At 67.2% G+C, this 24,376-nt stretch carries 21 protein-coding genes; 5 read left to right on the top strand and 16 right to left on the bottom strand.

All coding sequences use genetic code 11. From position 1 onward, the window contains the following. Positions 1 to 25: 25 nt before the first annotated feature. The 14 genes from pncB to ACEN9H_RS09720 all read right to left on the bottom strand — a co-directional run bounded on the left by pncB (position 26) and on the right by ACEN9H_RS09720 (position 13,117). The gene (gene pncB, locus ACEN9H_RS09785) at positions 26 to 1,213 is read right to left on the bottom strand and encodes a nicotinate phosphoribosyltransferase (RefSeq protein WP_413674607.1); all 1,188 of its coding nucleotides are present in this window, start codon (positions 1,211 to 1,213) and stop codon (positions 26 to 28) included. Positions 1,214 to 1,264: 51 nt separating this feature from the next. Then, positions 1,265 to 1,822, bottom strand: coding sequence for an SET domain-containing protein (locus ACEN9H_RS09780; protein WP_413674606.1), 558 nt, complete (start codon positions 1,820 to 1,822; stop codon positions 1,265 to 1,267). An 89-nt stretch (positions 1,823 to 1,911) separates the two neighbouring features. Then, a complete protein-coding gene (locus tag ACEN9H_RS09775) occupies positions 1,912 to 3,585 on the bottom strand; it encodes an AMP-binding protein (protein ID WP_413674605.1) in 1,674 nt (557 codons plus the stop codon). 225 nt (positions 3,586 to 3,810) lie between these two features. Further along, positions 3,811 to 5,490: a 4Fe-4S binding protein gene (locus tag ACEN9H_RS09770; RefSeq protein ID WP_413674604.1), complete on the bottom strand. Its 1,680-nt coding sequence runs from the start codon at positions 5,488 to 5,490 to the stop codon at positions 3,811 to 3,813. A 12-nt stretch (positions 5,491 to 5,502) separates the two neighbouring features. Continuing rightward, positions 5,503 to 5,955 carry a DUF3306 domain-containing protein gene (locus ACEN9H_RS09765; RefSeq protein WP_413674603.1) on the bottom strand — a complete coding sequence of 151 codons (453 nt, stop codon included), beginning with the start codon at positions 5,953 to 5,955 and terminating at the stop codon, positions 5,503 to 5,505. Next, the gene (locus tag ACEN9H_RS09760; protein WP_371768323.1) at positions 5,952 to 6,392 is read right to left on the bottom strand and encodes a DUF3305 domain-containing protein; all 441 of its coding nucleotides are present in this window, start codon (positions 6,390 to 6,392) and stop codon (positions 5,952 to 5,954) included. The genes ACEN9H_RS09765 and ACEN9H_RS09760 overlap by 4 nt, the downstream gene beginning before the upstream one ends. Further along, a complete protein-coding gene (locus ACEN9H_RS09755) occupies positions 6,389 to 6,835 on the bottom strand; it encodes a hypothetical protein (protein WP_413674602.1) in 447 nt (148 codons plus the stop codon). Before ACEN9H_RS09755 ends, ACEN9H_RS09760 begins: the two co-directional genes overlap by 4 nt. A gap of 10 nt (positions 6,836 to 6,845) precedes the next feature. After that, positions 6,846 to 7,277: a hypothetical protein gene (locus tag ACEN9H_RS09750; RefSeq protein WP_413674601.1), complete on the bottom strand. Its 432-nt coding sequence runs from the start codon at positions 7,275 to 7,277 to the stop codon at positions 6,846 to 6,848. 10 nt (positions 7,278 to 7,287) lie between these two features. Continuing rightward, positions 7,288 to 8,349 carry a formate dehydrogenase subunit gamma gene (locus ACEN9H_RS09745; RefSeq protein WP_413674600.1) on the bottom strand — a complete coding sequence of 354 codons (1,062 nt, stop codon included), beginning with the start codon at positions 8,347 to 8,349 and terminating at the stop codon, positions 7,288 to 7,290. Positions 8,350 to 8,385: 36 nt separating this feature from the next. Then, positions 8,386 to 8,598 carry a hypothetical protein gene (locus tag ACEN9H_RS09740; RefSeq protein WP_056135650.1) on the bottom strand — a complete coding sequence of 71 codons (213 nt, stop codon included), beginning with the start codon at positions 8,596 to 8,598 and terminating at the stop codon, positions 8,386 to 8,388. Next, complete coding sequence (gene fdh3B, locus ACEN9H_RS09735; RefSeq protein ID WP_056135653.1) at positions 8,595 to 9,275, bottom strand: formate dehydrogenase FDH3 subunit beta; 681 nt, start codon at positions 9,273 to 9,275, stop codon at positions 8,595 to 8,597. Before fdh3B ends, ACEN9H_RS09740 begins: the two co-directional genes overlap by 4 nt. A gap of 142 nt (positions 9,276 to 9,417) precedes the next feature. Next, positions 9,418 to 12,237: a formate dehydrogenase subunit alpha gene (locus ACEN9H_RS09730; protein WP_413674599.1), complete on the bottom strand. Its 2,820-nt coding sequence runs from the start codon at positions 12,235 to 12,237 to the stop codon at positions 9,418 to 9,420. Between the two features lie 15 nt (positions 12,238 to 12,252). After that, positions 12,253 to 12,459 (bottom strand): twin-arginine translocation signal domain-containing protein, encoded by a 207-nt coding sequence (locus ACEN9H_RS09725; RefSeq protein WP_229412170.1) that lies wholly within the window; start codon positions 12,457 to 12,459, stop codon positions 12,253 to 12,255. A gap of 19 nt (positions 12,460 to 12,478) precedes the next feature. Next, a complete protein-coding gene (locus ACEN9H_RS09720) occupies positions 12,479 to 13,117 on the bottom strand; it encodes a molecular chaperone (protein ID WP_413674598.1) in 639 nt (212 codons plus the stop codon). A 218-nt stretch (positions 13,118 to 13,335) separates the two neighbouring features. Here ACEN9H_RS09720 and fnr point away from each other — a divergent pair, with 218 nt between their 5' ends. Continuing rightward, complete coding sequence (gene fnr, locus ACEN9H_RS09715) at positions 13,336 to 14,100, top strand: fumarate/nitrate reduction transcriptional regulator Fnr (protein ID WP_413674597.1); 765 nt, start codon at positions 13,336 to 13,338, stop codon at positions 14,098 to 14,100. A 60-nt stretch (positions 14,101 to 14,160) separates the two neighbouring features. Further along, complete coding sequence (locus ACEN9H_RS09710; protein WP_413674596.1) at positions 14,161 to 15,231, top strand: porin; 1,071 nt, start codon at positions 14,161 to 14,163, stop codon at positions 15,229 to 15,231. Here ACEN9H_RS09710 and ACEN9H_RS09705 read toward each other — a convergent pair whose 3' ends face one another. Beyond that, positions 15,232 to 16,434 (bottom strand): glycosyl hydrolase, encoded by a 1,203-nt coding sequence (locus ACEN9H_RS09705; protein WP_413674595.1) that lies wholly within the window; start codon positions 16,432 to 16,434, stop codon positions 15,232 to 15,234. It abuts the gene before it with no gap. Between the two features lie 369 nt (positions 16,435 to 16,803). Here ACEN9H_RS09705 and ACEN9H_RS09700 point away from each other — a divergent pair, with 369 nt between their 5' ends. The 3 genes from ACEN9H_RS09700 to ACEN9H_RS09690 all read left to right on the top strand — a co-directional run bounded on the left by ACEN9H_RS09700 (position 16,804) and on the right by ACEN9H_RS09690 (position 22,436). Beyond that, on the top strand, positions 16,804 to 19,812 hold the full coding sequence (locus ACEN9H_RS09700) for a TonB-dependent receptor (RefSeq protein ID WP_413674594.1): 3,009 nt from the start codon (positions 16,804 to 16,806) through the stop codon (positions 19,810 to 19,812). Between the two features lie 90 nt (positions 19,813 to 19,902). Beyond that, the gene (locus tag ACEN9H_RS09695; RefSeq protein WP_413674593.1) at positions 19,903 to 21,147 is read left to right on the top strand and encodes a glycoside hydrolase family 27 protein; all 1,245 of its coding nucleotides are present in this window, start codon (positions 19,903 to 19,905) and stop codon (positions 21,145 to 21,147) included. A gap of 41 nt (positions 21,148 to 21,188) precedes the next feature. Then, positions 21,189 to 22,436, top strand: coding sequence for an ABC transporter substrate-binding protein (locus ACEN9H_RS09690; RefSeq protein WP_413674592.1), 1,248 nt, complete (start codon positions 21,189 to 21,191; stop codon positions 22,434 to 22,436). Positions 22,437 to 22,463: 27 nt separating this feature from the next. Here the strand turns inward: ACEN9H_RS09690 and ACEN9H_RS09685 are convergent, their stop codons facing one another. Next, positions 22,464 to 24,308 (bottom strand): DUF885 domain-containing protein, encoded by a 1,845-nt coding sequence (locus ACEN9H_RS09685; protein WP_413674591.1) that lies wholly within the window; start codon positions 24,306 to 24,308, stop codon positions 22,464 to 22,466. Between the last annotated feature and the right edge of the window lie 68 nt (positions 24,309 to 24,376).

The following is a 24,376-nucleotide window of genomic DNA, read 5'->3' as shown; positions in this document are numbered from 1 at the left end:
CCGCGCGGTGGCGGCGCCCTTGCGATCAGATATGCTGGTCGAACACCTGGCGCAGATAGGCGATGAAGGTCTCGTCCGTGCTGAAGCCCTTGCCGGGGCTGTCGGACAGCTTGGCGACGGGCTGGCCGTTGCAGCGCGTGAGCTTCATGACGATGTTCAGCGGGTCGTACTGCGTGTCGTTGGTGAGCTTGGTGCCGATGCCGAAGCCCGTCATCACGCGGTCGGCGAAGTGGCGGTACAGGGAAAGCGCCTTGGGCACCGTGAGCGCGTCCGAGAACACGAGCCGCTTCGTGCGCGCGTCGATGCGCAGCCTGGCGTAGTGCGCGATGGCCTTCTCGCCCCACGCCACCGGGTCGCCGGAATCGTGGCGCAGGCCGTCGAACAGCTTGGCGAAATACAGGTCGAAGTCGCGCAGGAACGCGTCCATGCCGACGACGTCCGTCAGCGCCGTGCCGAGGTCGCCGCGGTATTCCTGCACCCAGTCCTCCAGCGCCTTCTTCTGGAAATCGCGCAGGCGCACGTCGAACGACTGGAACGCCTGCATGTATTCGTGCGCCATCGTGCCGATCGGCACCAGGTTGAATTTCTTCGCCAGGTAGACGTTCGACGTCCCCTTGAAGAACTGCGGCAGCTCGCGCGCCAGCGTGGCGACGACTTCCTCGTGCCAGTCGCCCGAGAAGCGGCGGCGCACGCCGAAATCGAAGAACTCGAACGGGTTGACCTTCTTCGGCTCCTGGTCGAAGGCGCGGAACTCGGCGATCTTCTGGTCGAGCCGCTTGCGCGCCTCCCCGATGGCGGCCTGCTGGTCGAAGCGGCGGAAATACAGCTCGTTGACGATGTACAGCACGAAGATCTCGAAGCCCATCACGTGCACGATGGGACCGCAGGCGCGGATGCGCAGGTGCGGCCCGTCCGTTTCCACGTGGATGAACTTGCGCTGGAAACGGAACAAGGTGAGGAAGTCGGCGAAGTCGCTTTTGATGAAGCGCAGGGACCGCATGTAACTGACCTCGTCCTCCGTGAACATCAGCGTGCACAGGTGGTCCAACTCGCGTTCGACTTCTTCTTTCAATTCCGCCAGCGGATACGCGGGCGTGTTGCGGCACTTGAACTCGTATTCGCCGCTGGCGTTCGGGTGCATGTGCATCAAAGCCTGCCACATGGTGAATTTATAGAGATCGGTTTCGAGCAGGCTGCGGACGACGGGTTTCATGGGCTGGCGGTGGTTCCTGTTGTTGTGGTGTCGATGTCTGGTCCGGATGCTTCAGGTCGAGGCGCCGGCAGACTCCGACGTCCCCTTCCTGCGCACACGCTTCTTGGGCGCCAGCATCGTGCCCGTGCAGGCCGGCGTGCCGCAGCGGCAGGCGAACAGGCGCTTCAGCGCGGGCGTGTGGCGCTCGTCGTAGATCAGCGCGTAGTTGTAGTTCAGTTCCTCGCCCGCGTCGATGTCGCGCAGCGCGTGGATGTACACGCGGCCGTCTTCTTCGTAGGCTTCGCAATTGGGTTCGCACGCGTGGTTGATCCAGCGGGCGTCGTTGCCGCGCCGGCCGCCGTCGATCACGTTGCCGTCGGCGAGGCTGAAATAGAACGTGTGATTGACCGGGCCGCCCCGTTCGGCGGCACGGCGCGTCGCCTCGTCCCACGTGATGCGCTCGCCGCGGTATTCGATGATGCGCTCGCCGGCCGGGATGTCGCGCAGCGCGAACACGCCGTTGCCATGCACGGGCGATTTCCGAACCTCGTACGAGGCCGGGCGGGCCGGCTTGCGGGCGCCCTTGCTTGCGGTCTGCTTCGATGTGGTCGGAGGGACGGACGGGTTCATGGATCGGCGTTCGGTTGGATGGACACGATCTATTATTGATCGGATCGCGGCATTCCTGCCGCACGCCATTATCTTACCGTGTCGGCTGCTCAGCCGCCGAATTCGTCGTCCCTGAATTCAAGCACGGCCCGATCGCCCGCCGCCTCCGCCTTGCGCAACTCGACCCGGCGGATCTTGCCGGAGATCGTCTTCGGCAAGTCCGTGAACGCGATGCGGCGGATGCGCTGGTACGGCGCCAGCCGGTCACGCGCGAAGGCGAAGATCGCGGCGGCCAGTGCGCGCGTCGGTTCCACGCCCGGACGCAGCGCGATGAACGCCTTCGGCACCGCGAGGCGCACCGGGTCCGGACTCGGGACGATGGCCGCTTCCAGCACGTCCGGATGCTCGATCAATACGCTCTCCAGTTCGAACGGGCTGATGCGGTAGTCGGACGACTTGAACACGTCGTCGTTGCGGCCCACGTAGAAGTAATAGCCCTCCTCGTCCACGCGCGCCGTGTCGCCCGTGTGATAGTGGCCGGCGCGCATGACGTCCGCGGTCTTCGCCTCGTCGTTCTCGTAGCACAGCATCAGGCCCAGCGGGGCAGGATCGAGGCGCAGCGAGATCTCTCCCTCCTCCGCCGGCTGGTCGTCGATGTCGAGCAGCGCGACGCGGTAGCCCGGCAGCGGCCGGCCCATCGATCCCGGCTTGACGGGCTGGCCGGGCGGATTGCCGATCTGGCACGTGGTCTCGGACTGGCCGAAGCCGTCGCGGATGCGGATGCCCCACGCGCGCTCGACCTGCTCGATGACTTCCGGATTCAACGGCTCGCCCGCGCCGACCAGTTCGCGCAGCGGCGGCTGCCACTGCGCGAGGTCTTCCTTGATCATCATGCGCCACACCGTCGGCGGCGCGCACAGTGACGTCACGCCGCAGCGCACGATCGTGTCCAGGCAGGCGCGGGCGGAAAAGCGTTCGTAGTTGTAGACGAACACGGTGGCGCCCGCATTCCACGGCGCGAAGAAGCAGCTCCACGCGTGCTTGGCCCAGCCCGGCGAGCTGATGTTCCAGTGGACGTCGCCCGGCCGCAGCCCGATCCAGTACATCGTCGACAGATGGCCGACCGGATAACTCTGGTGGCTATGCAGCACGAGCTTCGGCTTCGCCGTCGTGCCCGACGTGAAGTACAGCAGCAGCGGATCGGTGGCGCGCGTGCTACCGTCCGGGACGAAGCCTGCCGCCGCCGACGCGCTGTCCGCGTAATCGCGCCATCCGGCGACGTTTCCGCCGACGGCGATGCGCGTGAAATCGCCGGCCAGGTCCGCGAACTTGTGCGTCTCGGACGCCTGCGCGATCACGTGGCGCACTTGTCCCCGCTGCAGGCGGTCCTGCAGGTCGTTGCTGGACACGAGCATGGTCGTCGGCACGAGCACGGCGCCCAGCTTGATCCCGGCCAGCATGATCTCCCACAGCTCGACGCGGTTCGGCAGCATCAGGAGCACGCGGTCGCCGCGCCGCACGCCGCAATCGCGCAGCCAGTTCGCGACCTGGCTGGAACGCGCCGCCATGTCGGCAAAACCGATCTTGCGCTCGCTGCCGTCCTGTTCCACGACCCACAGCGCGGGCGTCGTGTTGCCCTTGGCCTGCGTGTCGAAATAATCGAGTGCCCAGTTGAATTCGTCGAGCTCGGGCGGCCGGTAATCGCGATAGGCCGTCGCGTAGTCGGTACGGTGCTGGTGCAGGAAGTCGCGCGCGCGGATGAAGCGCTCGTACGGGGATGCCATCGGTCGTCTCCTTGTGGTTGCGAAACGGGCGCCTCGTGAGCGCCCGTGTCGGTGGTCGTGTAACGGCTCGCGACCATTCTGCCACGAGCAGGATGGGAACGGACGATGTGCAACCTCGTCGTCCCCGCGCAGGCGGGGACCCGGTTTGCACGCGTCATCGAAACGCGCCGAACCTGGCTCCCGCCGCCGCGGGAGGTCGCTTCCGGCAGTGCCGGGGGCGCCGCATCAACGCTGCCGGCGCAGCTCCTGCGCCTGATGAATGGTCTGCTCGCCGGCCGGCGTCATCATGTCGATCACGCGGCAGTCGCCGCACATGCGCATGCGGTCGAGGTGACCGGCGAACGCGGGATGGCCGGCCAGGCGCGCCAGCATGCTCTCGACCATGCGCAGCGTCCCGAACGGCTTGTTGCAGCGGATGCAGTGGAACGGCTGCGTCTCGTTCAGCACCACGGGCTGCTTGCGCGTGTCGCGGAACGACAGCCGCGGCACCAGCCGGATCGCATCTTCCGGACACGTATCGGCACACAGCCCGCACTGGACGCAGTTCTTTTCGATGAAGCGCAGCTGCGGCGCGTTCTGCCCATCCTGCAGCGCCGACGCCGGACATGCGCCCACGCACGCCATGCACAGGCTGCATTTGCCCGCGTCGACGGCGAGCGTACCGAACGGACTGCCGGCCGGCAGCGCGATCTCCTCGACCTGCTGCGGCGCCTCGCGCAACAAATGCTCGAGCGCGTAGTCGAGCGTGTTGCGCTTGTCCGCCGCCACGTTGAAGCCGGCACGCCGCGCCGGCACCTCGCCGCGCGGCGCGTTCTGCAGCGCGCGCGCCAGCTCGTCCGGCGCGGTCGCGCGCAGCAGCTGCACGTGCGCGCCCGCGTAGCCGAGGCCCGTCATGATGGTCCGCGCGATGGTCATCTGCTCATCCAGCGCGGCCGCGTACTGCGGGGCCTCGGCGTCCGTCATGAGGACCGTGATGCCCGCCGCGCCCCAGGCGAGCGCCGCGAGCCAGATGTCGATGCCGGTCGATGCCGTGTGGTGCACGCCCAGCGGCAGCACGCGTCCGGGGACGTCGACGGCGTCCAGCAGCGCCGCGCCTTCCAGGCCGTGGACGAGCAGCACCGGCTCGCGCCCGCCCGCCTGCGTGTAGGCGTTCAGCGCGGCCTTGATGCGCATGCCCGTGTGCGCCGCGCCGGGATAAGCATAGCCCAACGCGCCCGTGGGGCAGACGGTCGTGCACGCGCCGCAGCCCGCGCACAGGTAAGGGTTCACGGCGATCAGGTCGCCCGCGCCCGAGATCGCGCCGGCGGAGCAGATCTCGACGCATGCATTGCAGCCGCTGCGGCGGTTGCGGCCGTGCGCGCACAGGCGTTCCTTGTACGCGAAGTATGTCGGCTTCTCGAAGTCGCCGACCATCCCGACGAGTTCGGCGACGGCGGCCTGGCGCGCGGCGGGATCGAGCCCCGGCGCGTAATAGCCGTGCGGGCGCTGGTGCGTGGCGATCTGCGGCGCCGCGCCGAGGTCGAGCACGAGGTCGAAGCGCGCGTGTTCGGGCTGGCTGCCTCCCGTCTGCCACGTCGCGTCGAACGCGCCGAGCCAGCCCGTCACGACGAGCGCGCGCGCCGCAAACACGGGATACAGGCGCAACGCCTTGTCGCTCCCATCGTCATCCAGCAGCAGCACGGTGACGGGCAGCGCGGCAGCCAGGCGCTCGGCCCACGGCAGAGCGTCGGCGCGGGTGCCGATGACGAGCGTGTGGCCGGCGGACTTGTAGCCGACCGTGTCCAGCGGGTCGGGTGCGGGAATGTCGGCCAGCGCGGCCAGCGCCGCGTTGCGGGCGACGCGGTCGCGGTCGTCCTGGACGGGGTCGAGGGCGACGCCCTGCCCTTCGATCAAACGGATATTCATACTGTCCCGGTTTCAGGTGGTGTTATTGGCGTCCCCCGGCGCATCTTCCGCGGCCGGTGGGTCTTCGACGGCTTCGACAACCCGCTGCAACGCGTTCTTCGCGTGCTCCAGCGACGCGAGCATCGCTTCCGACACGGGACTCGGCTTCGTGTAGTCGGCGATGTAGACGTCGAGGCAGTCCATCGTATTGAAATGCGGGTCGGCGAACAGTTTTTTCAGCGCCGTCCGGCGCACGGCGGCATCGACGCCGCGCGCGACGAAGGCGGAGAAATCGGAGTCGCCGGTCAGGCGCGCGACGTCGTCCATCGTCGGCAACGGCGCGTCGGCCGGTGCCACCGCAGGCGCATCGACGACCGGGACCGGCAGGTCTGCGACAGGCGCGAGCGGTTCCGGCGGCGGTGCCATTCCCGATCGCACCTCCGTCTTGCGGCGCGCCCAGCGGCGCAGGAAGCCTTCGTCCGTCATCCGTGCTGGCGGCCGCGCCGCGGCTTCGGTTGATAGTGCTCGCGCAGATAGCCCGCGAGCCACGCATAGATCTCGGCCGACATCGTCACGCCGTCCGCGTTTTCGCCCGAGTCGAACATGCGCGTGCCCTCGACGTAGCTGACCGATGCGCGCACGGGCATCGCGCGGCCGTTCTCCATCCGCCACAGCACGAAGACCTTCGATTCGGGCGCCACGCAGTTCTCGTAATAGCCTTCGTTCTCGTCCGGATACAGCTCCAGTTCGAGGCCGGACACGAGGTAGTAGTCGCGCTCGGGCGTCTGGCTCAGCACCTGCAGCGGCGGCAGGTCGCCGCGGTCCGGCACGACGCCGACCGCTTCCCAGGCCTCGTCGGCCCAGCGGTGCTGGAGGGTCCGCCGCTGCATCAGCACGGCGATCGGCATGGATCCCATCTTCATCGGTTGTTCACCTTCGGCGTGCCTTTCTGGACGGTCGGCGGCGTGCCCGCCGGCTCGGACCGCGTCGGGTGGGCCTTCACGTCCGCGCTGGGCGGCGCCGTGCCCAGTTTTTCGCTCCTGATCGGCGCGGCGGCGCCGGCCGGCGTCAGCTTGCCTTCCGGCTGTCCGGCCGGTGCGGCCGCTTGTGCCGGTCCGGCCGCGGCGATCGCGACCGGCGCATGCACCTTCCAACCCTGCGCCGACGCGCGGCTGCGCCAGCGGGCCGTGATGGCATCCATCGACGCGGTCAGCAACGCCTTGTCCTTGGCCGCCTGCGCATCCGCGGCCGCCTTCTTCGCGGCGGCGGCCTCCTGCTGCGCCGGTGTCGGCGGCGGCAGCGCGGCGTGGGCCGCCGCGGCGGACAGCGCCAGCGCGATGGCGGCAATCCTGGTCAGGTGCTTCATCGTGGTCTCCTCATCGTCCCGGCGCGGCCGAATGGCTCGGGTCGCGGTTGACGGCGCCCGGCTGCGGCCCCACTTCGGCCGGCGTCGGCGCGGCCGGCTTGCCATGGTCGCCGGGCTCGGTCTGCGTGGTGTCGAGCGTCCCGGGACCGCTGGGCGGCGTCACGCCCTGGCTCGGGCCTTGCCCCGTCTCGCGCACGGAGCCGCCCGTCGCGGCGCCGGCCGTATTGCCGCCGCTGCCGCCCGCGATGCCCGGCGTGCCGCCCGCGTACACGGCGTTCGTTTTCGGGCCGCCGTGCGCGGCCATCACCTGGCCGCTCGTGCCGCCGTCGGCCGTCACCATGCCGGGGAATTTGGTCTTGCGCTGGGCTTCGTCGCCATGCTGCTTGCAGCCGGCGGCGCCCAGCAGTACCAGCGCGGCCATCAACATCGTCGTGGTTTTCATCGACCGCTCCTCAATGCGCGGGCCGCGGCGGCGGGCTGCCGGCCGGCGGCCGCTGGTCGGGCGGCACGCGGTCGTCGAACGTGCCCGGTTCCACGCCCGCCTTCACTTCGTCGTACCACACGGCGTGGTGCGCCTTGGCCCACGATTCGTCCACGGTCCCGTGGCGCATCGCTTCGTACGCGCCCGGCGTGCCCCACGTGCCGATGTAGATGTGGCCCATCGCGGCCGCGATGTAGAACGTGGCGCCGGCGATGTGCAGGTAGTTCGCGACCTGCATCACGTAGCGCGTCTGGCCGAACGTGACGAAATCGAGAATCAGGCCGGTGACCGACATCACGAGGCCCAGCAGGGTCACGCCCAGCCAGAACCACGATTTCTCGCCGGCGTTGAAGAACCCGGCCGGCACGTGCTTGTGCGACACGAGGCCGCCGCCCTGCCTGACCCACTGCCAGTCGATGCGGCGGAAGACGTTCCGGCGCAGGAAAGTGAAGAACATCAGCACGGAGCACACGATGAACAGCGGGCCCACGAAGTTGTGCAGGTACTTGAAGATATAGGCCAGCGCGGCGAACACGTCGTGGCCGACGAGCGGGATCAGGAGCTTCTTGCCGAACATGATGACGAGGCCCGTCACCGCGAGGATGATGAAGCTGATCGCGGTCGCCCAGTGCACGCCGCGCTCCCAGCCCGTGAAGCGGCGGATGCGCCGGCCCGTGTCCGGTTCGTCCGTGCGCGCGGGGCCGATGGCGCGGTAGAAGAAGAAAATCGCCACGAGCACGACGACGAGGATCGTGCCCATCGCCGTTGCGATCGGCCCGTTGCGCCAGATGCGCCACTGGTTGCCCCCGCGCTGCACGATCACGGTGCCTTCCGTGCCGCCGTACTGGCCCAGGTAGTGGCGGTCGATGTGCACGCGGCCGGAGGCCGACGAACCCAGGCCCGGCTCGGGCGTGCGCGCATCCTTCTCGGCCTGCAGGATGGTCTGTTCCTCGGCATACGCAGGCTCGGCGCGGTTGTTCGGGACGCCGGCGTGCGCGATGCCGACGAGCCACAGCGACAAGAGCAATGACAATATCGATCGTAGCGTGAATGACATGGTCGGCTCCTGTTACGGGTTGGCCCGGTTGTATTCGTTCTGGTTCATGTTGCGGTTGCTGATCGTGCCCCACCACGACAGCTTGTCGTTGTGGAAGTGGCGCAAGAACGGCCGGTCGTCCTTCTTCCCGGCGTACATGCCGTGCACCCAGTTCGGATGCTGGTCGACTTCGAGGCAGCCCGCGAGCAGCGCCAGCGGCAGGCACAGGATGAGGATGCGCTTCATGTCGGCAGCCTCCCCTCGTCGTTCTGCGAGTCCTTGAGGTTCTGGTTCTCGCGCGGGCCGTCGCCCGTCGCCTTGATGTCGCCGCCGCGCTTCGGCTTGCCGTACGCGATCTTCCAGCCCCACAGTTCCGGACCGTAGCCGCGCGTCTCCACGCGCTGGCGGTAGATGTCGGCGATGACGGTCGCGTCGCCGCCGATCAGCGCCTTCGTGCCGCACATCTCCGCGCAGGCGGGCAGCTTGCCTTCGGCGATGCGGTTGCGGCCATACTTCTTGAACTCGGCCTCGGACGTGTCGGGCTCCGGACCGCCGGAGCAGAACGTGCACTTGTCCATCTTGCCGCGGTGGTTGAACAGGCCCGTCGACGGGAACTGCGGCGCGCCGAACGGGCACGCGTAATAGCAGTAGCCGCAGCCGATGCACTGGTCCTTGTCGTGCAGGACGATGCCGTCTTCGGTGTGGTAGATGCAGTTGACGGGGCAGACGGCCAGGCACGGCGCGTCGCTGCAATGCATGCACGCGACCGAGATCGAGCGCTCGCCCGGCACGCCGTCGTTGATGGTGACGACGCGGCGCCGGTTCACGCCCCACGGGGTCTCGTTTTCGTTCTTGCAGGCGGTCACGCAGCCGTTGCAGTCGATGCAGCGCTCCGTGTCGCAGATGAACTTCATTCTAGCCATTGCTGCCTCCTCGTCGTTCCCGCGAAAGCGGGAAGCCATGCTGAGCGACCGAAGTCGCCTTGGTCTGATCCGCCTTGCATCCATCGAGAGCCCGATTCCTGAGCCTCGGCATGGATTCCCGCATGCGCGGGAATGACGGTATTTACGCCCGCACCAGCCGGCACAGCGATACTTTCGTTTCCTGCATCATCGTCACGGCGTCGTACCCGTACGTCCAGCCGGTGTTCACGGCCTCGCCGCGCACCGCCGGCGCGCCGCCTTCCGGATAATGCTTTTCCAGGTCCTCGCCCATCCACCAGCCGCCGAAGTGGAACGGCATCCACACCAGGCCCACGGGCACGCGCGGCGTCACCATCGCCATCAGTTTCAGGCGCGCGCCGGTCGGCGTCTCGACCCACATGAATTCGCCCAGCTTCACGCCGATCTGCGCCGCGTCTTCCGGATTCACTTCGCAGAACATGTTCTGCTGGAGCTCGGCCAGCCACGGGTTCGACCGGGTCTCCTCGCCGCCGCCCTCGTACTCGACGAGGCGGCCCGACGTCATGATCAGCGGGTAGTCCTTCGAAAAGTCGACCGCCTGCACGGATTTATAGAGCGTCGGCAGGCGCCAGAACGCGGCCTTGTCGTCATAGGTCGGGTATTTGGCCACCAGGTCGCGCCGCGGCGTGACGAGCGGTTCGCGGTGCGTCGGCACGGGGTCCGGGAAGTTCCACACGTTGCAGCGGGCGCGCGCATTGCCGTACGGCGCGCAGCCGTGGGCGATGGCGACGCGGATGATCCCGCCCGACAGGTCCGTCTTCCAGTTCTTGCCCTCGGCCTGCACCTGTTCTTCCGGCGTCAGCTCGGCCCACCAGCCCAGCTTTTTCAGGAACACGTGGTCGAATTCCGGATAGCCGGTGTCGATCTCGCTGTCCTTCGTGAACGAGCCGTCCGCCGCCAGCAGGGGCTCGCCGTTGTGCTCCACGCCCCAGTTGGCGCGGAACGGCAGGCCGCCCTCTGCCACCGGCTTGTGCAGGTCGTACAGGATCGGCGTGCCCGGGTGCTTCATCTCCGGCGTGCCCCAGCACGGCCACGGCAGGCCGTAATAGTCGCCCTTGCACGGACCGGACTCCGCGCGCATCGTCGTCGGATTGAAGTCGCGCTTGTGCTCCATGTGCAGTTTCAATCGCTCGGGCGAGCAACCCGTGTAGCCGATCGTCCAGCAGGAGCGGTTGATCTCGCGGAGGATGTCCTCGATGACCGGTTCGTTGTTGACGACCTTGATGTTCTTGACGAGCTGTTCGCCGAAGCCGAGCTTTCTCGCGAACAGGTACATGATCTCGTGGTCCGTCTTGCATTCGAACAGCGGCTGGATCACGCGCTCGCGCCACTGGATCGACCGGTTCGACGCCGTGACGGAGCCCTGTGTCTCGAACTGCGACGCGGCCGGCAGCAAATAGACGCCGTCGCTCCTGCCGTGCATCGCCGCCGTCATGCTGGGATAAGGATCGATGACGACCATGAAGTCCAGCTTCTGCATCGCCGCCTTCATGTCCGGCAGGCGCGTCTGGCTGTTCGGCGCGTGGCCCCAGTAGAACACGGCGCGGAGGTTCGTCGGCTGGTCGACGTACTGGTTGTCTTCCAGGACCGCGTCGAACCAGCGCGACACCGTGATGCCCGGCTTCTCCATCAGCTCCTTCGAACCGAAGCGCGACTTGACCCAGTCGTAATCGACGCCCCACACGGTCGAGAAGTGCTTCCACGCGCCTTCCGCGATGCCGTAATAGCCGGGCAGCGACTCGCCGTTCGGACCGATGTCCGTCGCGCCCTGCACGTTGTCGTGGCCGCGGTAGATGTTGGCGCCGCCGCCCTGCACGCCGATGTTCCCGAGCGCGAGCTGCAGGATCGACAGTGCGCGCACGTTCGCCGTGCCCACGTGGTGCTGCGTGATGCCCATGCACCAGACGACGGACGACGGCTTGTTCGTCGCCAGCATCTCGGCCGCCAGGCGCACCGACGCCTCCGGCACGCCCGTCACGTCGCTGACTTTATCGGGCGTCCACTTCGCGACTTCCTTGCGCACGTCGTCCATGCCGTACGTGCGCGCGGCGATGTATTCCTTGTCTTCCCAGCCGTTGTTGAAGATGTGCCACAGCAGGCCCCACACGAACGCGATGTCCGTGCCGGGACGGATGCGCACGTAGTGGTGGGCGAAGCGCGCCGTGCGGGTGAAGCGCGGGTCGACGACGACCATCTTCGCGCCCAGTTCCTTCGCATGCAGGAAGTGCAGCATCGAGATCGGATGCGCCTCGGCCGGGTTCGAGCCGATGAACAGCACGGCCTTGCTGTAGTGGAGATCGTTGAACGAGTTCGTCATCGCGCCATACCCGTAGGTCTGGGCGACGCCGGCCACCGTCGTCGAGTGGCAGATGCGGGCCTGGTGGTCGCAGTTATTGGAACCCCACATCGAGACCCATTTGCGCAGCAGGTAGGACTGCTCGTTGCTGTGCTTCGAGCTGCCGATCACCATCAGCGCATCCGGCCCGGACTGCTCGCGCAGTTTCAGGAGCCGGTCGCCGATCTCGTTGATGGCCTGGTCCCACGTGATGCGCTCGTACTTGCCGCTCACGAGCTTCATCGGATAGCGCAGGCGGTGTTCGCCGAAACCGTGCTCGCGCACCGACGCGCCTTTCGCGCAGTGCGCCCCCATATTGATCGGCGAGTCGAACGCGGGTTCCTGGCGGATCCACACGCCGTTGCTGACGACCGCCTCCACCGAGCAGCCCACCGAGCAGTGGCTGCACACGGTGTGCTTGACCTCCGTGTTCGGCTTCGCCGGCACGGGGTCCGCCGCGGTCGCGGGCTGGATCACGTTCAGCGGCAGGTGGCGCGCGAGGGCGCCCGCGCCGGCCGTCACGCCCGCGCCGACGAGGAAGCGGCGCCGTTTCAATCCGCTGTCGCGTGATGTCTTCACCAGGGTCATGGCGATGGTCTCCTTCTACCAGTAAGCCGCAGTGCGGTAGTAACGCCGGATGTGCTCCGTCTCGTGATAGCCCTGCGCCTTCTGCGGTTCCGCCGGCGCCGCGGGTTCGGGCTGCGCTTCCGGCGCACGCGCACGCGCCGCCGCGGCGACGGCCAGCGCGCCCAGCGGCGCGGCCTTCAACAGGCTGCGGCGGGTCGGATCGGGTTGCTTGTCATCGTTCATGATGGTCCTCAGATGGTCCTCATGCGGCAATCGGGTCGGCGCTATCGAGCACGGCGAACGCCTGCGCTTCGATCGAAAGGAAGGCGTCGACGACGCCTGCGACGATCCGGTAGAAATTCGCGTCGGCACTCCCCGCGATGTCGGCCAGGCAGGCCGCATACCACGGCCGGACATGCGTTTCGAAAAAGGCTTTTTGCACGGCGAGGCCGCGCGCCGGCATGCCGGGTCCGCCCTGGATCAATACGCGCATCGTCTCGCACAACGTGCCGAGGTGATCCTCGAACTCGCCCACGCCTGGCGCCCGCGCGAGACGCAGGCGCGCGAGGTCGTGGCGCAGTTCGGCCAGCGGCGCATCGTTCAGGTGGCCCGTGATGTAGAAGGAACCGTACGGATTCAGCGGCGGCGTGCCGGTGCTGATGAACATGGCCGAGAATTCATCCGCCGCGGCGGCCGCATCGACGACGCTGGCGGCCTGGGTCAGCTTCAGCCAGGCGTCCTCGAGCGCGAATTCGCCGGCGGCGCCGATCGGATCCGCGGCGGCCAGCGCCGCGAGCAGCGCGGCGTCGGGCGGAGCCAGCAGCAGGCGTGCGAACAGCGCGTAGAAGTCGGCGCGGGCCTGGTCCTCGTCGGCCAGCGGCGGCGCGACAGCACTCTCCACGCCGTCATGCAAATTGGATGAAGCTGAACGCTGTTCGACGGACATGGTTCTCCCGTTGGCAAATATTCATGGGAAGTGTAATCCTTGACAACGCGAAGGCGCGCACGCTTGACGTCCACGCGACACTTCGTTGGCAACGCAACCAATGTCGGGACAAATTCCCTCGTTGCAGTAGGGCTGCACGTCTATAATCGAGACATCACCCGAAGGTACTTGCCATGATTGCCGCTGATACCACATCCGCACCCCTCGTCAACGTCACCGCACTCAAGTCCAGTTGCGCGGCCTGCAGCATGCACCAGCTGTGCCTGCCGATGGGCCTGGAAGACGCGGACATCGACCGCCTGGACCAGATCATCGGCAAGCGCCGCCGCCTGGAGCGCGACGAGCCCCTGTACAAGATGGGCTCCCCGTTCCGCAACCTGTACGCCGTGCGCTTCGGCCACTTCAAGACATACCAGATCAATGCTTCGGGCGAAGCGCAGATCACGGGCTTCCAGATGGCCGGCGAGCTGCTCGGCATGGACGCCATCAGCGCCGACCGCCACCACTGCGACGCCGTCGCACTGGAAGACAGCGAAGTGTGCGAGATCCCGTTCGGGAACCTGCAGGACCTGTTCGGCCAGGTGCCGGCGCTGCTGCGCCACTTCCACCGCATCATGAGCCAGGAGATCACGCGCGAACAGAACGTCATGCTCCTGCTGGGGAACATGCGCGCCGAGCAGCGCTTCGCCGTCTTCCTCATCAACCTCTCGGCCCGCTACGCGGCGCGCGGCTATTCGTCCACGCGCTTCCAGCTGCGCATGTCGCGCGAAGACATCGGCAACTACCTGGGCCTGACGATCGAAAGCATCAGCCGCCTGCTGTCCCGTTTCAAAAAGCTGGGGCTCGTGCAGGTCGACAAGCGCGAGGTGGTGCTGCTCGAACCGGCGCGCCTGAAGGCGATGGCGGCCGGGACGGAGCAGTGCAGTCCGATGGCCTGACCTTTCGGTAGTTCCCGCTCTCCCCGTCCGCATCGACAATGCGGGCAAAGGAGATCCCCCATGCATATCAAGTACATCCCCGCCGCCCTCCTGCTGGCCGCGGGCACCGTCCACGCGCAAGACGGCGCCGTGCAGATCTACGGCCGCCTCAACGTCGCCCTCGAACACGCGGAATCGTCGTCCGGCCCCGGCCTCACGCGCCTCGTGAACAACCGGTCCGTGCTGGGCTTCCGCGGCGGCGAAGACCTGGGCGGCGGCCTGAAGGCCCTCTTCCAGATCGAAGGCACGCTGTCGCCCGACACGGGCGCCGGCGCCCTCGCCGCACGCGACACCCGCGTGGGCCTCGCCGGCACGTGGGGCACGCTGTTCGCGGGCCACTGGACCACGGCCTATAACGGCGCCACGTCCGGCCTCGACCCGTTCTATCCGACGACGGCGGGCTACATGAGCATCATGGGCAACGGCGCCGCGGGCGATGCGGACAACGTCAGCGACAAGTCGTCGTTCGACCGGCGCCAGTCCAATTCGATACATTACTGGAGCCCATCCTGGCATGGCCTGTCGCTGCGGGTGACGCACGGCCTGAACGAGGAAAAGCCGGCAAGCGGCGCGAAGCCGTCGCTGACGTCGGCCGCCGCGATCTACGAACGGGGCCCGTGGTATGCGGTGCTGGCGGGCGAACGCCACCACGAGTACCAGGGGCCGGGCCTTGACGACACGGGTGCGAAAGCCGCCCTCGCCTACCAGTTCCCGCAGACGCGCATCGCCATCGTGGCCGAACGGCTGAAGTACGGGACGGGCACCGGCAACCTGGCACGCAATGCCGTGTACCTGTCGGTGTCGCACCAGATGGGACCGCACGGCATCCGCATCGGCATCGCGCGCGCCGGCGACGCGAGCGGGCCGGCCGGCACGCGCATCGGCTTCGTGCGCGCCGGCGCGGGCACGGGCGCCACGCATGCGACGCTCGGCTACGACTACACGCTCAGCAAGCGCAGCAGCCTGTACGCGTACACGACGCGCCTGGACAACCGCGCGAACGGCGTCTACGACTTCGCGATCAACGGCCTGGGTGCCACGCCGGGCGCGACGCTCAAGGCGTACGTGCTCGGCATGCGCCACAACTTCTGATCACACGTAGCGTTCCAGCGTGATGACGCGCGGGTCGGCATACACGGCCTTGATGCGCGCATCGTCATTGGCCGCCGTGATGTCGACCCACGACATGAAGAACGACCACGGCGCGCCGCCTTCGAGGCTGCTGTCGATGTCGGGCAGCGAACCGTTCTCGGTCATCGCGATGAGCTTCGTGCCGTTGCTGAGCGCATAGGCCTTGTCGAACGCCGCCTTGTTGTTGATGTAGACGAAGTTGCCGGGGTAGGAATCGATGCCGACGAGATCGACCTTGTCGTTCCCCGGATACCAGGCAGCGTCGTCGCCGCACCAGCACCACAGCAGGTTGTGCAGGCCGTGGTAATTCGCGAGGCGGTCGTACAGCATGTCCCACAACTGCCTGTACACGGTGCTGCCTTGCGCGCTCCACCAGAACCACGTGCCGCCGGCTTCGTGCAAGGGCCGCCAGATGATGGGGACGCCGGCATCGCGCAGCTTCGCGAGCTGGACGGCGATCGCGTCGATGTCGCGCAGGGTGTCCGCATATTCCTGGGTCCCCTTCCGCACGGCCCGGGATGCATCGAATGTCGTGAACTCGGTGTAGAACGTGTTCGTGCCGACGCTGCCGCCCGACGGCGAATGCCAGTGCCACTGGTAGGCGATGATGGGTTTGTCCCCGTGGTCCCGGCGCCATGCGATCGAGTTGGCGATGGACGGGTCGGCCGCATCGGGACCGAACGTGAAATAGCCCGGCTGGCCGGTGCCGGGGTTGACGGCGTCAGCGTCCCACAGCCAGGAATACATCGGGCTGTAATGCTGCATGTCGAAGCCCCGCAGCAATGGGTAATGGCCGGTCAACGTCTTCACGTAGTCGAAATGGTCCTGGTCGGTCTGGCCCGAGATGATGAACGTGCCGAATGTCGACAGCAGCCAGCTGTACAGGGCCTGGGCGGCGGGCGTCGCGGCCGGATCGACCGGGGCGGCGTCGATCGTGAAGCGCCGCACGACGCAGGTCGAGGTCGCGCCCGCCTGCCCGCAGGAATCGATCGTCACGGTCGCGGGTTTCGGCGCTGCCTGCCGGGATGCGGCGACGGCGTCCTCGTTGCCGGCGCGGCTGGCGGTGCCTCCGCACGCGCCCAGGAGCGTCGTGGCCGCCGCGGCGCCGGCGCCCATGAACAAAACACAGCGGCGGGTCAAAGAAATTTTTGTATCGTTCGACATCTTGTCTCCTCCATCGATGGGTCGGCGTTAATTTCACGCAGCGTTTCATGGCGAAAAATTAACGACATCGATTATTCCACCGGCCCCTGCGCATTCTTCCGACTCCCCTTCGCTACCCCGCTGTTTAGTGACGTTTCCCGCAACAGCGTGGATTCCACCCAAGCACACCCAGCGTGTTTCGCGAAACAACGCTAAACAACGCCGATTTCGCGCCGTGTTTCGCCCGTCGACAAACCCCGGCATCAATAATTCGTACATCCGGCGTTAATAAATTGTCTTTTGCAAGATGTTTTTTTATTGGCGCCGGATTTACGTGGATGCACACCGGTAATCGCCGCACTCGACGGCTGGACAACCAGAAGGGGACACATGAAACGCACCAACAAGACTGCCATCGCACTCGCCGTCGCTCACCTGGCGTGGGGAACGGGCATGGCGCACGCGCAAGCGGACAATGAAGGCAAGGCCGTCGTCGTCGTGACCGGCCAGCGCGCCGCGCTGGCCTCGGCGCAAAAACTCAAGCAGGATGCCGACGAGATCGTCGATTCGGTCGTCGCCGACGACATCGGCAAGCTGCCGGACCGCTCCGTCACCGAGGTGCTCCAGCGCGTCGTCGGCATCAGCATCAACCGCCAGGCGGGCGACAACGAACGCTTCTCGGTCGAGGGCGCCGGCGTCAACATCCGCGGCCTGAACTACGTCCGTTCCGAACTCAATGGACGCGAGGCGTTCGCATCGAACGGCGGCCGTTCGATCAGCTGGGGCGACATCCCGCCCGAACTGATGGCCGGCGTCGACGTCTACAAGAATCCGTCGGCGGAGCAGACCGAGGGCGGCATCTCGGGTCTCGTCAACCTGCGCACGGCGCTGCCGTTCGACTTCAAGGGCCAGCGCGGCGCGCTGTCCGTCGAGGCGACGCATTCCACGCTCAGGAAGGGCAAGCCCGATCCTTCCCTGTCCGGCCTGTACTCGAACCGCTGGAAGACCGGCTTCGGCGAATTCGGCGCCCTGGTCGATATCGCGTCGTCGGACAGTTCCACGCAGACGGACACGTTCCAGTTCGAACCCTTCTTCCCGCGCACCGACATCCAGCCGGGCCGCACGGTGTGGATCCCGAAAGGCGCGCAATGGCGCAACTACCAGTACGACCGCAAGCGGCAAGGTGCCTACGGCGCCCTGCAGTGGAAGCGCGACAACCTCCAGAGCCACCTGACCTATTTCCAGTCGCGCTACAAGGACAGCGCGAACGAGCAGTCGATCTTCTCGTCGGCCAGCCCGTATGACCTGAAGGTGAGCCCCGATACCGTGTACGACGCGAAGGGCGCGTTCGTCACGGGCACCATCAGCGACACCACGAACGGCGGCATCCCGTTCAGCAATGCGGGCGGCTTCAACAAGGGCGATTCGAAGACCACCGACGTGTCCTGGAGCGTGCAATGGAGGGTGGCCGACAACTGGACGCTGACGAGCGACCTGCAGCACGTGCGCTCCACCGGCAGCCACTTCACCTCGGCGGTCGGCCTGGGCATGCTGATGCCGAACGAGAGCCTCGACCTGCGCGGCAGCCTGCCGAAGATTAACTTTACCGATGCACAGCGCGCCTTCCTGGCCGATCCCGCGAATTACTACTGGGAGTCGACCATGGAGCACCTCGACAAGACCGCCGGCACCATGAAGGCCTGGAAGGGCGATGCGCGCTATGCGTTCGACCATCCGGTGCTGCGCGACGTGCGCTTCGGCGTGCGCCTGACGGAACGCGAAGCGCGGACGGTCAATTCCGATCCCAGCTGGAACTGGGCCGGGGTGACGCCGCCGTGGCTGCTGGGCTGGGACATTCCGAAACTGGCCTACCTGAACGACCCGCGCTTCAACGCGCCGCACGTGACGCAACAGTTCAACAACTTCTTCGGCGGCGACGTCAGCGTCCCCGCGGTCGTGTTCCCGGCGCCGAGCGTGGCCAGCGGCTATCCGGGTTCGTACCAGACGCTGCATGACTACCACGACGCGATCCTGTGCCCGGAGCGGATCGCGGCCAATGGCGGCGATGGCGGCAACCCGTGCCAGATCTGGAAGGCGGCGAAATTCGGCGGCGACAACCCGGCCGGCACCAACGACCAGAAAGAGAAGACCCGGGCGTTCTACACGCAGCTGCGCTTCGGCTTCGACGACCTGAAATACCCGATCGACGGCAACGTCGGCCTGCGCTACGTGCAGACCCGCTCGCACTCGACCGGCTACATGTCGTACACGCCGGGCGCGCCGTTCGGGCAAGGCACGCAGGCCACCGGCATCCCGGTTCCCTACATCCCCGCTTACCTGAACAAGAGCGATGTCGAGAACAGGTACAACAACTTCCTGCCGACCGTGAACCTGCGCCTGAAGGCCAGCGACACGCTGCAGTTCCGCCTCGCCTACGGCAAGTCGATGTCGCGTCCGGACTTCTCGCAACTGCAGGCCTACACGACGCTGTCGCAGGAAATCGTGTCGTCGGTGAACGAGGAGACGAAGGTCGTGAACGTGACGGCCGTGAACCGGACCGGCAACGCGCAGGGCAATCCGGCGCTCCGCCCGATCACGTCGAATCAGCTCGACGTCACCGCGGAATGGTACTTCGCCAAATCCGGATCGCTGACGCTGGCGCTGTTCGACAAGCACCTCAAGGACGTGATCATCAACCAGACGACGTCGGTGGGCCTGCAGGATATCAACGGGAACACGCAGCAATTCCTGGTGACGTCGCCGGTCAACGGCGCGAAAGGCATCGCCCGCGGCGGCGAGATCGCCTACCAGCAGTATTTCGACAACGTGCCGGACTGGCTGCGCGGGATCGGCGTGGCGGCGAACTACACCTACGTCCACAGCAAGCGCAGCCTGTACAACCCGGTCTTCAGCGAATACTGCTCGGGCGGACAGAACGCCGCGAACATCAACCTGAACCTGAACGGCTGCGACATCGACGGACGTGCCTTCGGCAACCTGCCGCTGCCCCAGTTGTCCCAGAACGCCTACAACCTGGCGATCCTGTACGACCAGGGACCGTGGTCGGCGCGCCTGGCCTACAACTGGCGCTCGCGCTACCTCCTCAGCACCAACACGAACGGGACGCAGGGCAGCAACGGTACCGACACCAATCCCGCCAGCCCGACCTTCGGCCAGCACAACCTCGCCTGGGGCCTGCCGCTGTGGGCGGACGCGTACGGCCAGCTGGACGGCGGCGTCTCGTACAAGTTCAGCGAGAACCTGAAGTTCGACTTCCAGGCGCAGAACCTGACGGACGCCCGCTACAGCCAGACCATGCACCAGGGTATCGGCGACAAGGTGCGCGCCGTCTTCGTCTCCGGACCGCGCTACAGCCTGCGCGTGGGCTACACGTTCTGATCCCCACGCTCTGATCTCCTTGCCCGGGCAACCGGGCCTTGCGGCCGCGCCTCCCCGGCGCGCGCCTTTTTTATTCGGAATCATCATCCTATGTTGAAAGCACTCTTCACCGTCCTGCTGCTCGGCGGCGCCATCTCGCACCAGGCGTACGCGCAGGGCGTGACGGTCCCGGTGGCGCCCGGCACCCCGGGCAAGTTCACCGAACTGGCGCAGCGCCCGCAAATGGGCTGGAACACCTGGAACACGTTCGCCTGCAACATCAACGAAAACCTGATCCGCGACGCCGCCGACGCCATGGTCGCCAGCGGCATGCGCGATGCCGGGTATGTGTACCTGAACATCGACGATTGCTGGCAGGGCGAGCGCGATGCGCAGGGCTTCATCCACGCCGATCCGCAGCGCTTCCCGTCCGGGATCAAGGCGCTGGCCGACTACGTCCACGCCCAAGGGCTCAAGCTCGGCATCTATTCGGACGTGGGCGACAAGACGTGCGGCGGCCACGCGGGCAGCCGCGGGCACGAGTACCAGGACGCGCTCACGTACGCCGCCTGGGGCATCGATTACCTGAAATACGACTGGTGCAATACCGAGGGCCTGAGCGCGAAGGGCGGCTACACGACGATGCGCGACGCGCTGCGCGCCGCCGGCCGCCCCGTCCTGCTGTCGATCTGCGAATGGGGCGACAACAAGCCCTGGGAATGGGCCGGCGACGTGGGCCATTCGTGGCGCACGACGGGCGACATCTATCCGTGCTGGGACTGCGAATTCAATCACGGCGACTGGTCGTCGTTCGGCGTGCTGCCCATCCTCGACAAGCAGGCTGGCCTGCGCAAGCATGCCGGCCCCGGACGCTGGAACGACATGGACATGCTGGAAGTCGGCAAAGGCATGACCGAGGACGAGGACAGGGCCCACTTCTCGATCTGGGCCATGATGGCTTCGCCGCTGATCGCGGGGAACGACATCCGATCGATGTCGGCCGCCACGCGCGCGATCCTGACCAACCGCGCCGTCATCGCCGTGAACCAGGATGAACGGGGCATCCAGGCCTGGCGTTTCATGAACGACGGCCAGCTCGAGATGTATGCCAAGCCGCTGGCGAACGGCGAATGGGCGCTCATGTTCCTCAATCGCGCCGACCACGCGCGGCGCTACCGGTTCGACTGGAACAGCCATGCGCTGTCCGACCGCGTCAGCAACAACGGCGTCGACTTCGGGCAGAAGCGCCACCGCTTCACCGACTTGTGGACCGGCGCCACGGGCGACACCGGCAAGCCGCTGGCGTTGACGGTGCCTGCCCATGGCGTGGTGATGCTGCGCCTGTCGCCCGACTGACGGCGTGGATGCGCGGCCCGCCTTGTGATAAGGTTGGGCGCATGACTGTTTCGCGAGTATTCGCCGCCCTGGCGGCATGTCTGGCGCTGTGCGCGTCGACGACGGCCCGGGCGGGCGAGCTGGAAGTGTTCCATTACTGGGACCTGGCCGGCGACGCCAGGGCCATCGCCTTCCTGAAAGCGACGCTGACGCAGGAGGGCGAGACCTGGCGCGATTTCGCGGTCGCCGGCGGCGGCAATGGCATGGCGCTGACGCTGCTGAAATCGAGGGTCGCGGCCGGCAACCCGCCGACCGCCGCGCAAATGAAGGCGCCCGCCATCGCCGCGTGGGCGCAGGCCGGGTACCTCACCAACCTCGACGACATCGCGCGCGCCGGGCGATGGGACAAGGTCCTGCCGGAGGCGATCAGCGCGCGCATGAAATACAACGGGCACTACGTCGCCGTGCCCGTGGACCTCCACCGCAACAACTGGTTGTGGATTAACGCGCGCGTCCTGAAAGCGGCGCGCGCGAAGGCGCCCACGACGTGGGACGAGTTTTTCCAGGCCGCCGAACGGATGAAGCGCGCGGGCTTCATCGCCGTGGCCCACGGCGAGCAGCCCTGGGAAGACCTGCGCCTGTTCGAAAACGTCGTCATCGGCCTGGGCGGCGCGGAGTTTTACCGGCGAGCGCTCGTGCAACTGGAACCGGCCGCGCTGACCAGCCCGACGATGGAACGCGCGCTGGCGACCTTCAGGCGGATCAAATCCTATACCGGCCGCTCGGCCTACCAGAACGACTGGATCCAGGCGTCGGCCCTGCTCACCAGCGGCAAAGCCGGCATGCAATTCATGGGCGACTGGAACAAGCCGGTGCTGATGGAGGCCCGCAAGACGTCGGACTTCGAGTTCGAGTGCCTGCCGGTGCCGGGCGCCACCGACGCGTTCGTGTTCGACGTCGATTCGTTCGTGATGTTCAAGGTGCAGGGCGAAGCGAAGGTCGGCGCGCAGCGTCACCTCGCCGCCGCGCTCCTGCGTCCGGACATCCAGGAACGGTTCAACCTCTACAAGGGCGCCCTGCCCGTCCGGACCGACGTCGATCTCGGCCGCCATGACCGCTGCGCGGCAGCGTCCAGGGCGGCGTTCCAGCACGCGGCGCGCACCGGCGTCCTGGTCCCGAGCATCAACATGTCGCAGCCGCCGCCCGTGGAAGACGCCATGCGGGCCATCATCAGCGATTTCTGGCGCGACGACCGCGTGACGCCGGCCACGACGATCGCCCGCCTGCAGGCGCTGGCGGCCAGCCGCTGATCACGCGGCCCGCTTCCAGGCCTGCTTTCAAGCGTGCTTTTGCGCCGCGATCCAGCGCTCGACGATCTCGCCCAGCACGTCCAGCGGCACGGAGCCGTTGCGCAGCACGACGTCGTGGAATGCGGGCAGCGAGAACGTCGCGCCCAGTTCCTGCTTCGCGTGTTCGCGCATTTCGACGATGCGCAGCATGCCGATCATGTACGCGCACGCCTGGCCCGGCCACGCGACGTAGCGCTCGACTTCCTGCGCGCCGATGCCGTAGGCGATGGCCTGCTCGCGCGTCCAGCCCTTCGTGTGCAGGCCCGTGTCGACGACGAGCCGGCGCGCGCGGAACAGTTCCGAGCCGAGGGCGCCCAGCAGGCCCGCGACGTCGCCCTCGTACCAGCCCTGCTCCACCGCGAGCCGCTCCGCATACAGCGCCCAGCCTTCGCTGTGCGCGCTGCCGCCGCCGAAGATGCGCTGGGCGCGGAACTTGGGCAGGTCCGTGCGCTCCTGCTGGATCGCGAGCTGGAAGTGGTGGCCCGGGACGGCCTCGTGGTAGGACAGGCTGCGCATGCGGATCACGTCGAACGTGGGCCCGCGCATCGGCACCCAGAAGATGCCGGGGCGGCTGCCGTCCGGCGCGGGCAGCGAATAATGCGCCGCGGCCGACGGCTCCGTCAACGGCGGCTCGCGGCGCACGTCGACCGGCGCGTGCGGCTTCAGGTTGAACAGCGCGTCGCTGCGTTTCAATGCGTCCTGGACGATGCTTGCATAGCGCTGCAGCAGTTCGGGGCGCGGATCTGGGTTACCCGACCCCGCGGTCCTGGGCTGGAACGTCGCGTCCAGCTGCTTCATGCGCTCTTCGATGCCGCCTTCCGCGTAGCCGAGGGCGCGCAGGTGCTTGTCCATCTCGGCCTCGATGCGCGCCACTTCGCGCAGGCCGATCGCGTGGATCTCTTGCGCCGTCAGGTTCGTGCTCGTGTAGGTCTTCAGCGCCTGCTGGTAGGCGGCCGCGCCGTTTGCCAGGCGCGCGATGCCGGCCGTGTCGTTTGTCTGCGGGTGCAGCTCGGCCATGTAGGCCTGCACGCGCAGGTACGCGGGGCGGATCTTCGTCTCGACGATGCGGGTGGCGTCGGCGATGGCGTTGGCGCGCGCCTCCGGCTTGAGGTCCGCGAGCTTTTCGGTGCGCTGGGCGAACGTCGTCACGAGGACGTTCTGCTCGGCCGCCGGCTTGAGGAACAGGTCGACCTGGTATTGCGCACGCTCGAGGATGAAGCGCGGCGGGACCAGGCCGCGCGCCGTGGCGGCGCGCGCGCGCGCGAGGGCTTCGTCCATGCGCGTGGCCACCTGGTCCAGGCGCGCCAGGTAACTGGCGACGTCGGACGCGCGACGCAGCGGATGCGTCGTCGTCATGAAGTTGACGAGGCCGACCTGCGTGCCGCCGAACTGGTTGAAGACGAACTGGTAATCCTCGTACGGCGCGCTGGCGACCGTGTTGGCCAGGCTCCAGCGCATCACGGACGCCGACGTGCGCTGCTCTTCGCCCAGCGGTCCGGCGAGGAATTTGTCGAGGCGCGCCACGCCGGCCCGCGCCAGCGCGATCATCTTGTTGCGGTGCGCCTGCGTCAACGGCGTGAGCTGGCGGTCCAACGCGTCCTGTTCGGCGCCGTCGAAGTATTGCGTCGACGTGGCGAGCTGCGGATTGGCGCGGACCCAGTCGGCGGCGAACCGGTCGGACCAGGTGTCGAAGGCGGCGTCGGGTTTGACCGCCTGTGCGGTTTGCGCGGCCGCCGCGATGTTTGACGCGGCGGTGCCGAGGACGAGGGGAACGAACAGGGTGGCGATGGCGGCGGCCGTGCGGGCGCGCGCGTGAAGATGGTTCTCGGGCATCTCTCTCTTTTCCATGGATAGTGGTAGTCGCCGGCTCGGTAAGCCTGGCGATGGCAATCTATCATGGA

Source organism: Massilia cellulosiltytica, assembly GCF_047325105.1.
Taxonomy (GTDB): Bacteria; Pseudomonadota; Gammaproteobacteria; order Burkholderiales; family Burkholderiaceae_D; genus Telluria; species Telluria orientalis.
Note: the sequence above shows the minus strand (reverse complement) of the source record. Positions and strands in the feature narration are given on the sequence as shown.

Excerpts from the sequence above, each read along its gene's own strand:
- pncB (WP_413674607.1), bottom strand. The coding sequence starts at position 1,213 with ATGAAACCCGTCGTCCGCAGCCTGCTCGAAACCGATCTCTATAAATTC.
- ACEN9H_RS09780 (WP_413674606.1), bottom strand. The coding sequence starts at position 1,822 with ATGAACCCGTCCGTCCCTCCGACCACATCGAAGCAGACCGCAAGCAAG.
- ACEN9H_RS09775 (WP_413674605.1), bottom strand. The coding sequence starts at position 3,585 with ATGGCATCCCCGTACGAGCGCTTCATCCGCGCGCGCGACTTCCTGCAC.
- ACEN9H_RS09770 (WP_413674604.1), bottom strand. The coding sequence starts at position 5,490 with ATGAATATCCGTTTGATCGAAGGGCAGGGCGTCGCCCTCGACCCCGTC.
- ACEN9H_RS09765 (WP_413674603.1), bottom strand. The coding sequence starts at position 5,955 with ATGACGGACGAAGGCTTCCTGCGCCGCTGGGCGCGCCGCAAGACGGAG.
- ACEN9H_RS09760 (WP_371768323.1), bottom strand. The coding sequence starts at position 6,392 with ATGAAGATGGGATCCATGCCGATCGCCGTGCTGATGCAGCGGCGGACC.
- ACEN9H_RS09755 (WP_413674602.1), bottom strand. The coding sequence starts at position 6,835 with ATGAAGCACCTGACCAGGATTGCCGCCATCGCGCTGGCGCTGTCCGCC.
- ACEN9H_RS09750 (WP_413674601.1), bottom strand. The coding sequence starts at position 7,277 with ATGAAAACCACGACGATGTTGATGGCCGCGCTGGTACTGCTGGGCGCC.
- ACEN9H_RS09740 (WP_056135650.1), bottom strand. The coding sequence starts at position 8,598 with ATGAAGCGCATCCTCATCCTGTGCCTGCCGCTGGCGCTGCTCGCGGGC.
- fdh3B (WP_056135653.1), bottom strand. The coding sequence starts at position 9,275 with ATGGCTAGAATGAAGTTCATCTGCGACACGGAGCGCTGCATCGACTGC.
- ACEN9H_RS09730 (WP_413674599.1), bottom strand. The coding sequence starts at position 12,237 with ATGACCCTGGTGAAGACATCACGCGACAGCGGATTGAAACGGCGCCGC.
- ACEN9H_RS09725 (WP_229412170.1), bottom strand. The coding sequence starts at position 12,459 with ATGAACGATGACAAGCAACCCGATCCGACCCGCCGCAGCCTGTTGAAG.
- fnr (WP_413674597.1), top strand. The coding sequence starts at position 13,336 with ATGATTGCCGCTGATACCACATCCGCACCCCTCGTCAACGTCACCGCA.
- ACEN9H_RS09710 (WP_413674596.1), top strand. The coding sequence starts at position 14,161 with ATGCATATCAAGTACATCCCCGCCGCCCTCCTGCTGGCCGCGGGCACC.
- ACEN9H_RS09705 (WP_413674595.1), bottom strand. The coding sequence starts at position 16,434 with ATGTCGAACGATACAAAAATTTCTTTGACCCGCCGCTGTGTTTTGTTC.
- ACEN9H_RS09700 (WP_413674594.1), top strand. The coding sequence starts at position 16,804 with ATGAAACGCACCAACAAGACTGCCATCGCACTCGCCGTCGCTCACCTG.
- ACEN9H_RS09695 (WP_413674593.1), top strand. The coding sequence starts at position 19,903 with ATGTTGAAAGCACTCTTCACCGTCCTGCTGCTCGGCGGCGCCATCTCG.
- ACEN9H_RS09690 (WP_413674592.1), top strand. The coding sequence starts at position 21,189 with ATGACTGTTTCGCGAGTATTCGCCGCCCTGGCGGCATGTCTGGCGCTG.
- ACEN9H_RS09685 (WP_413674591.1), bottom strand. The coding sequence starts at position 24,308 with ATGCCCGAGAACCATCTTCACGCGCGCGCCCGCACGGCCGCCGCCATC.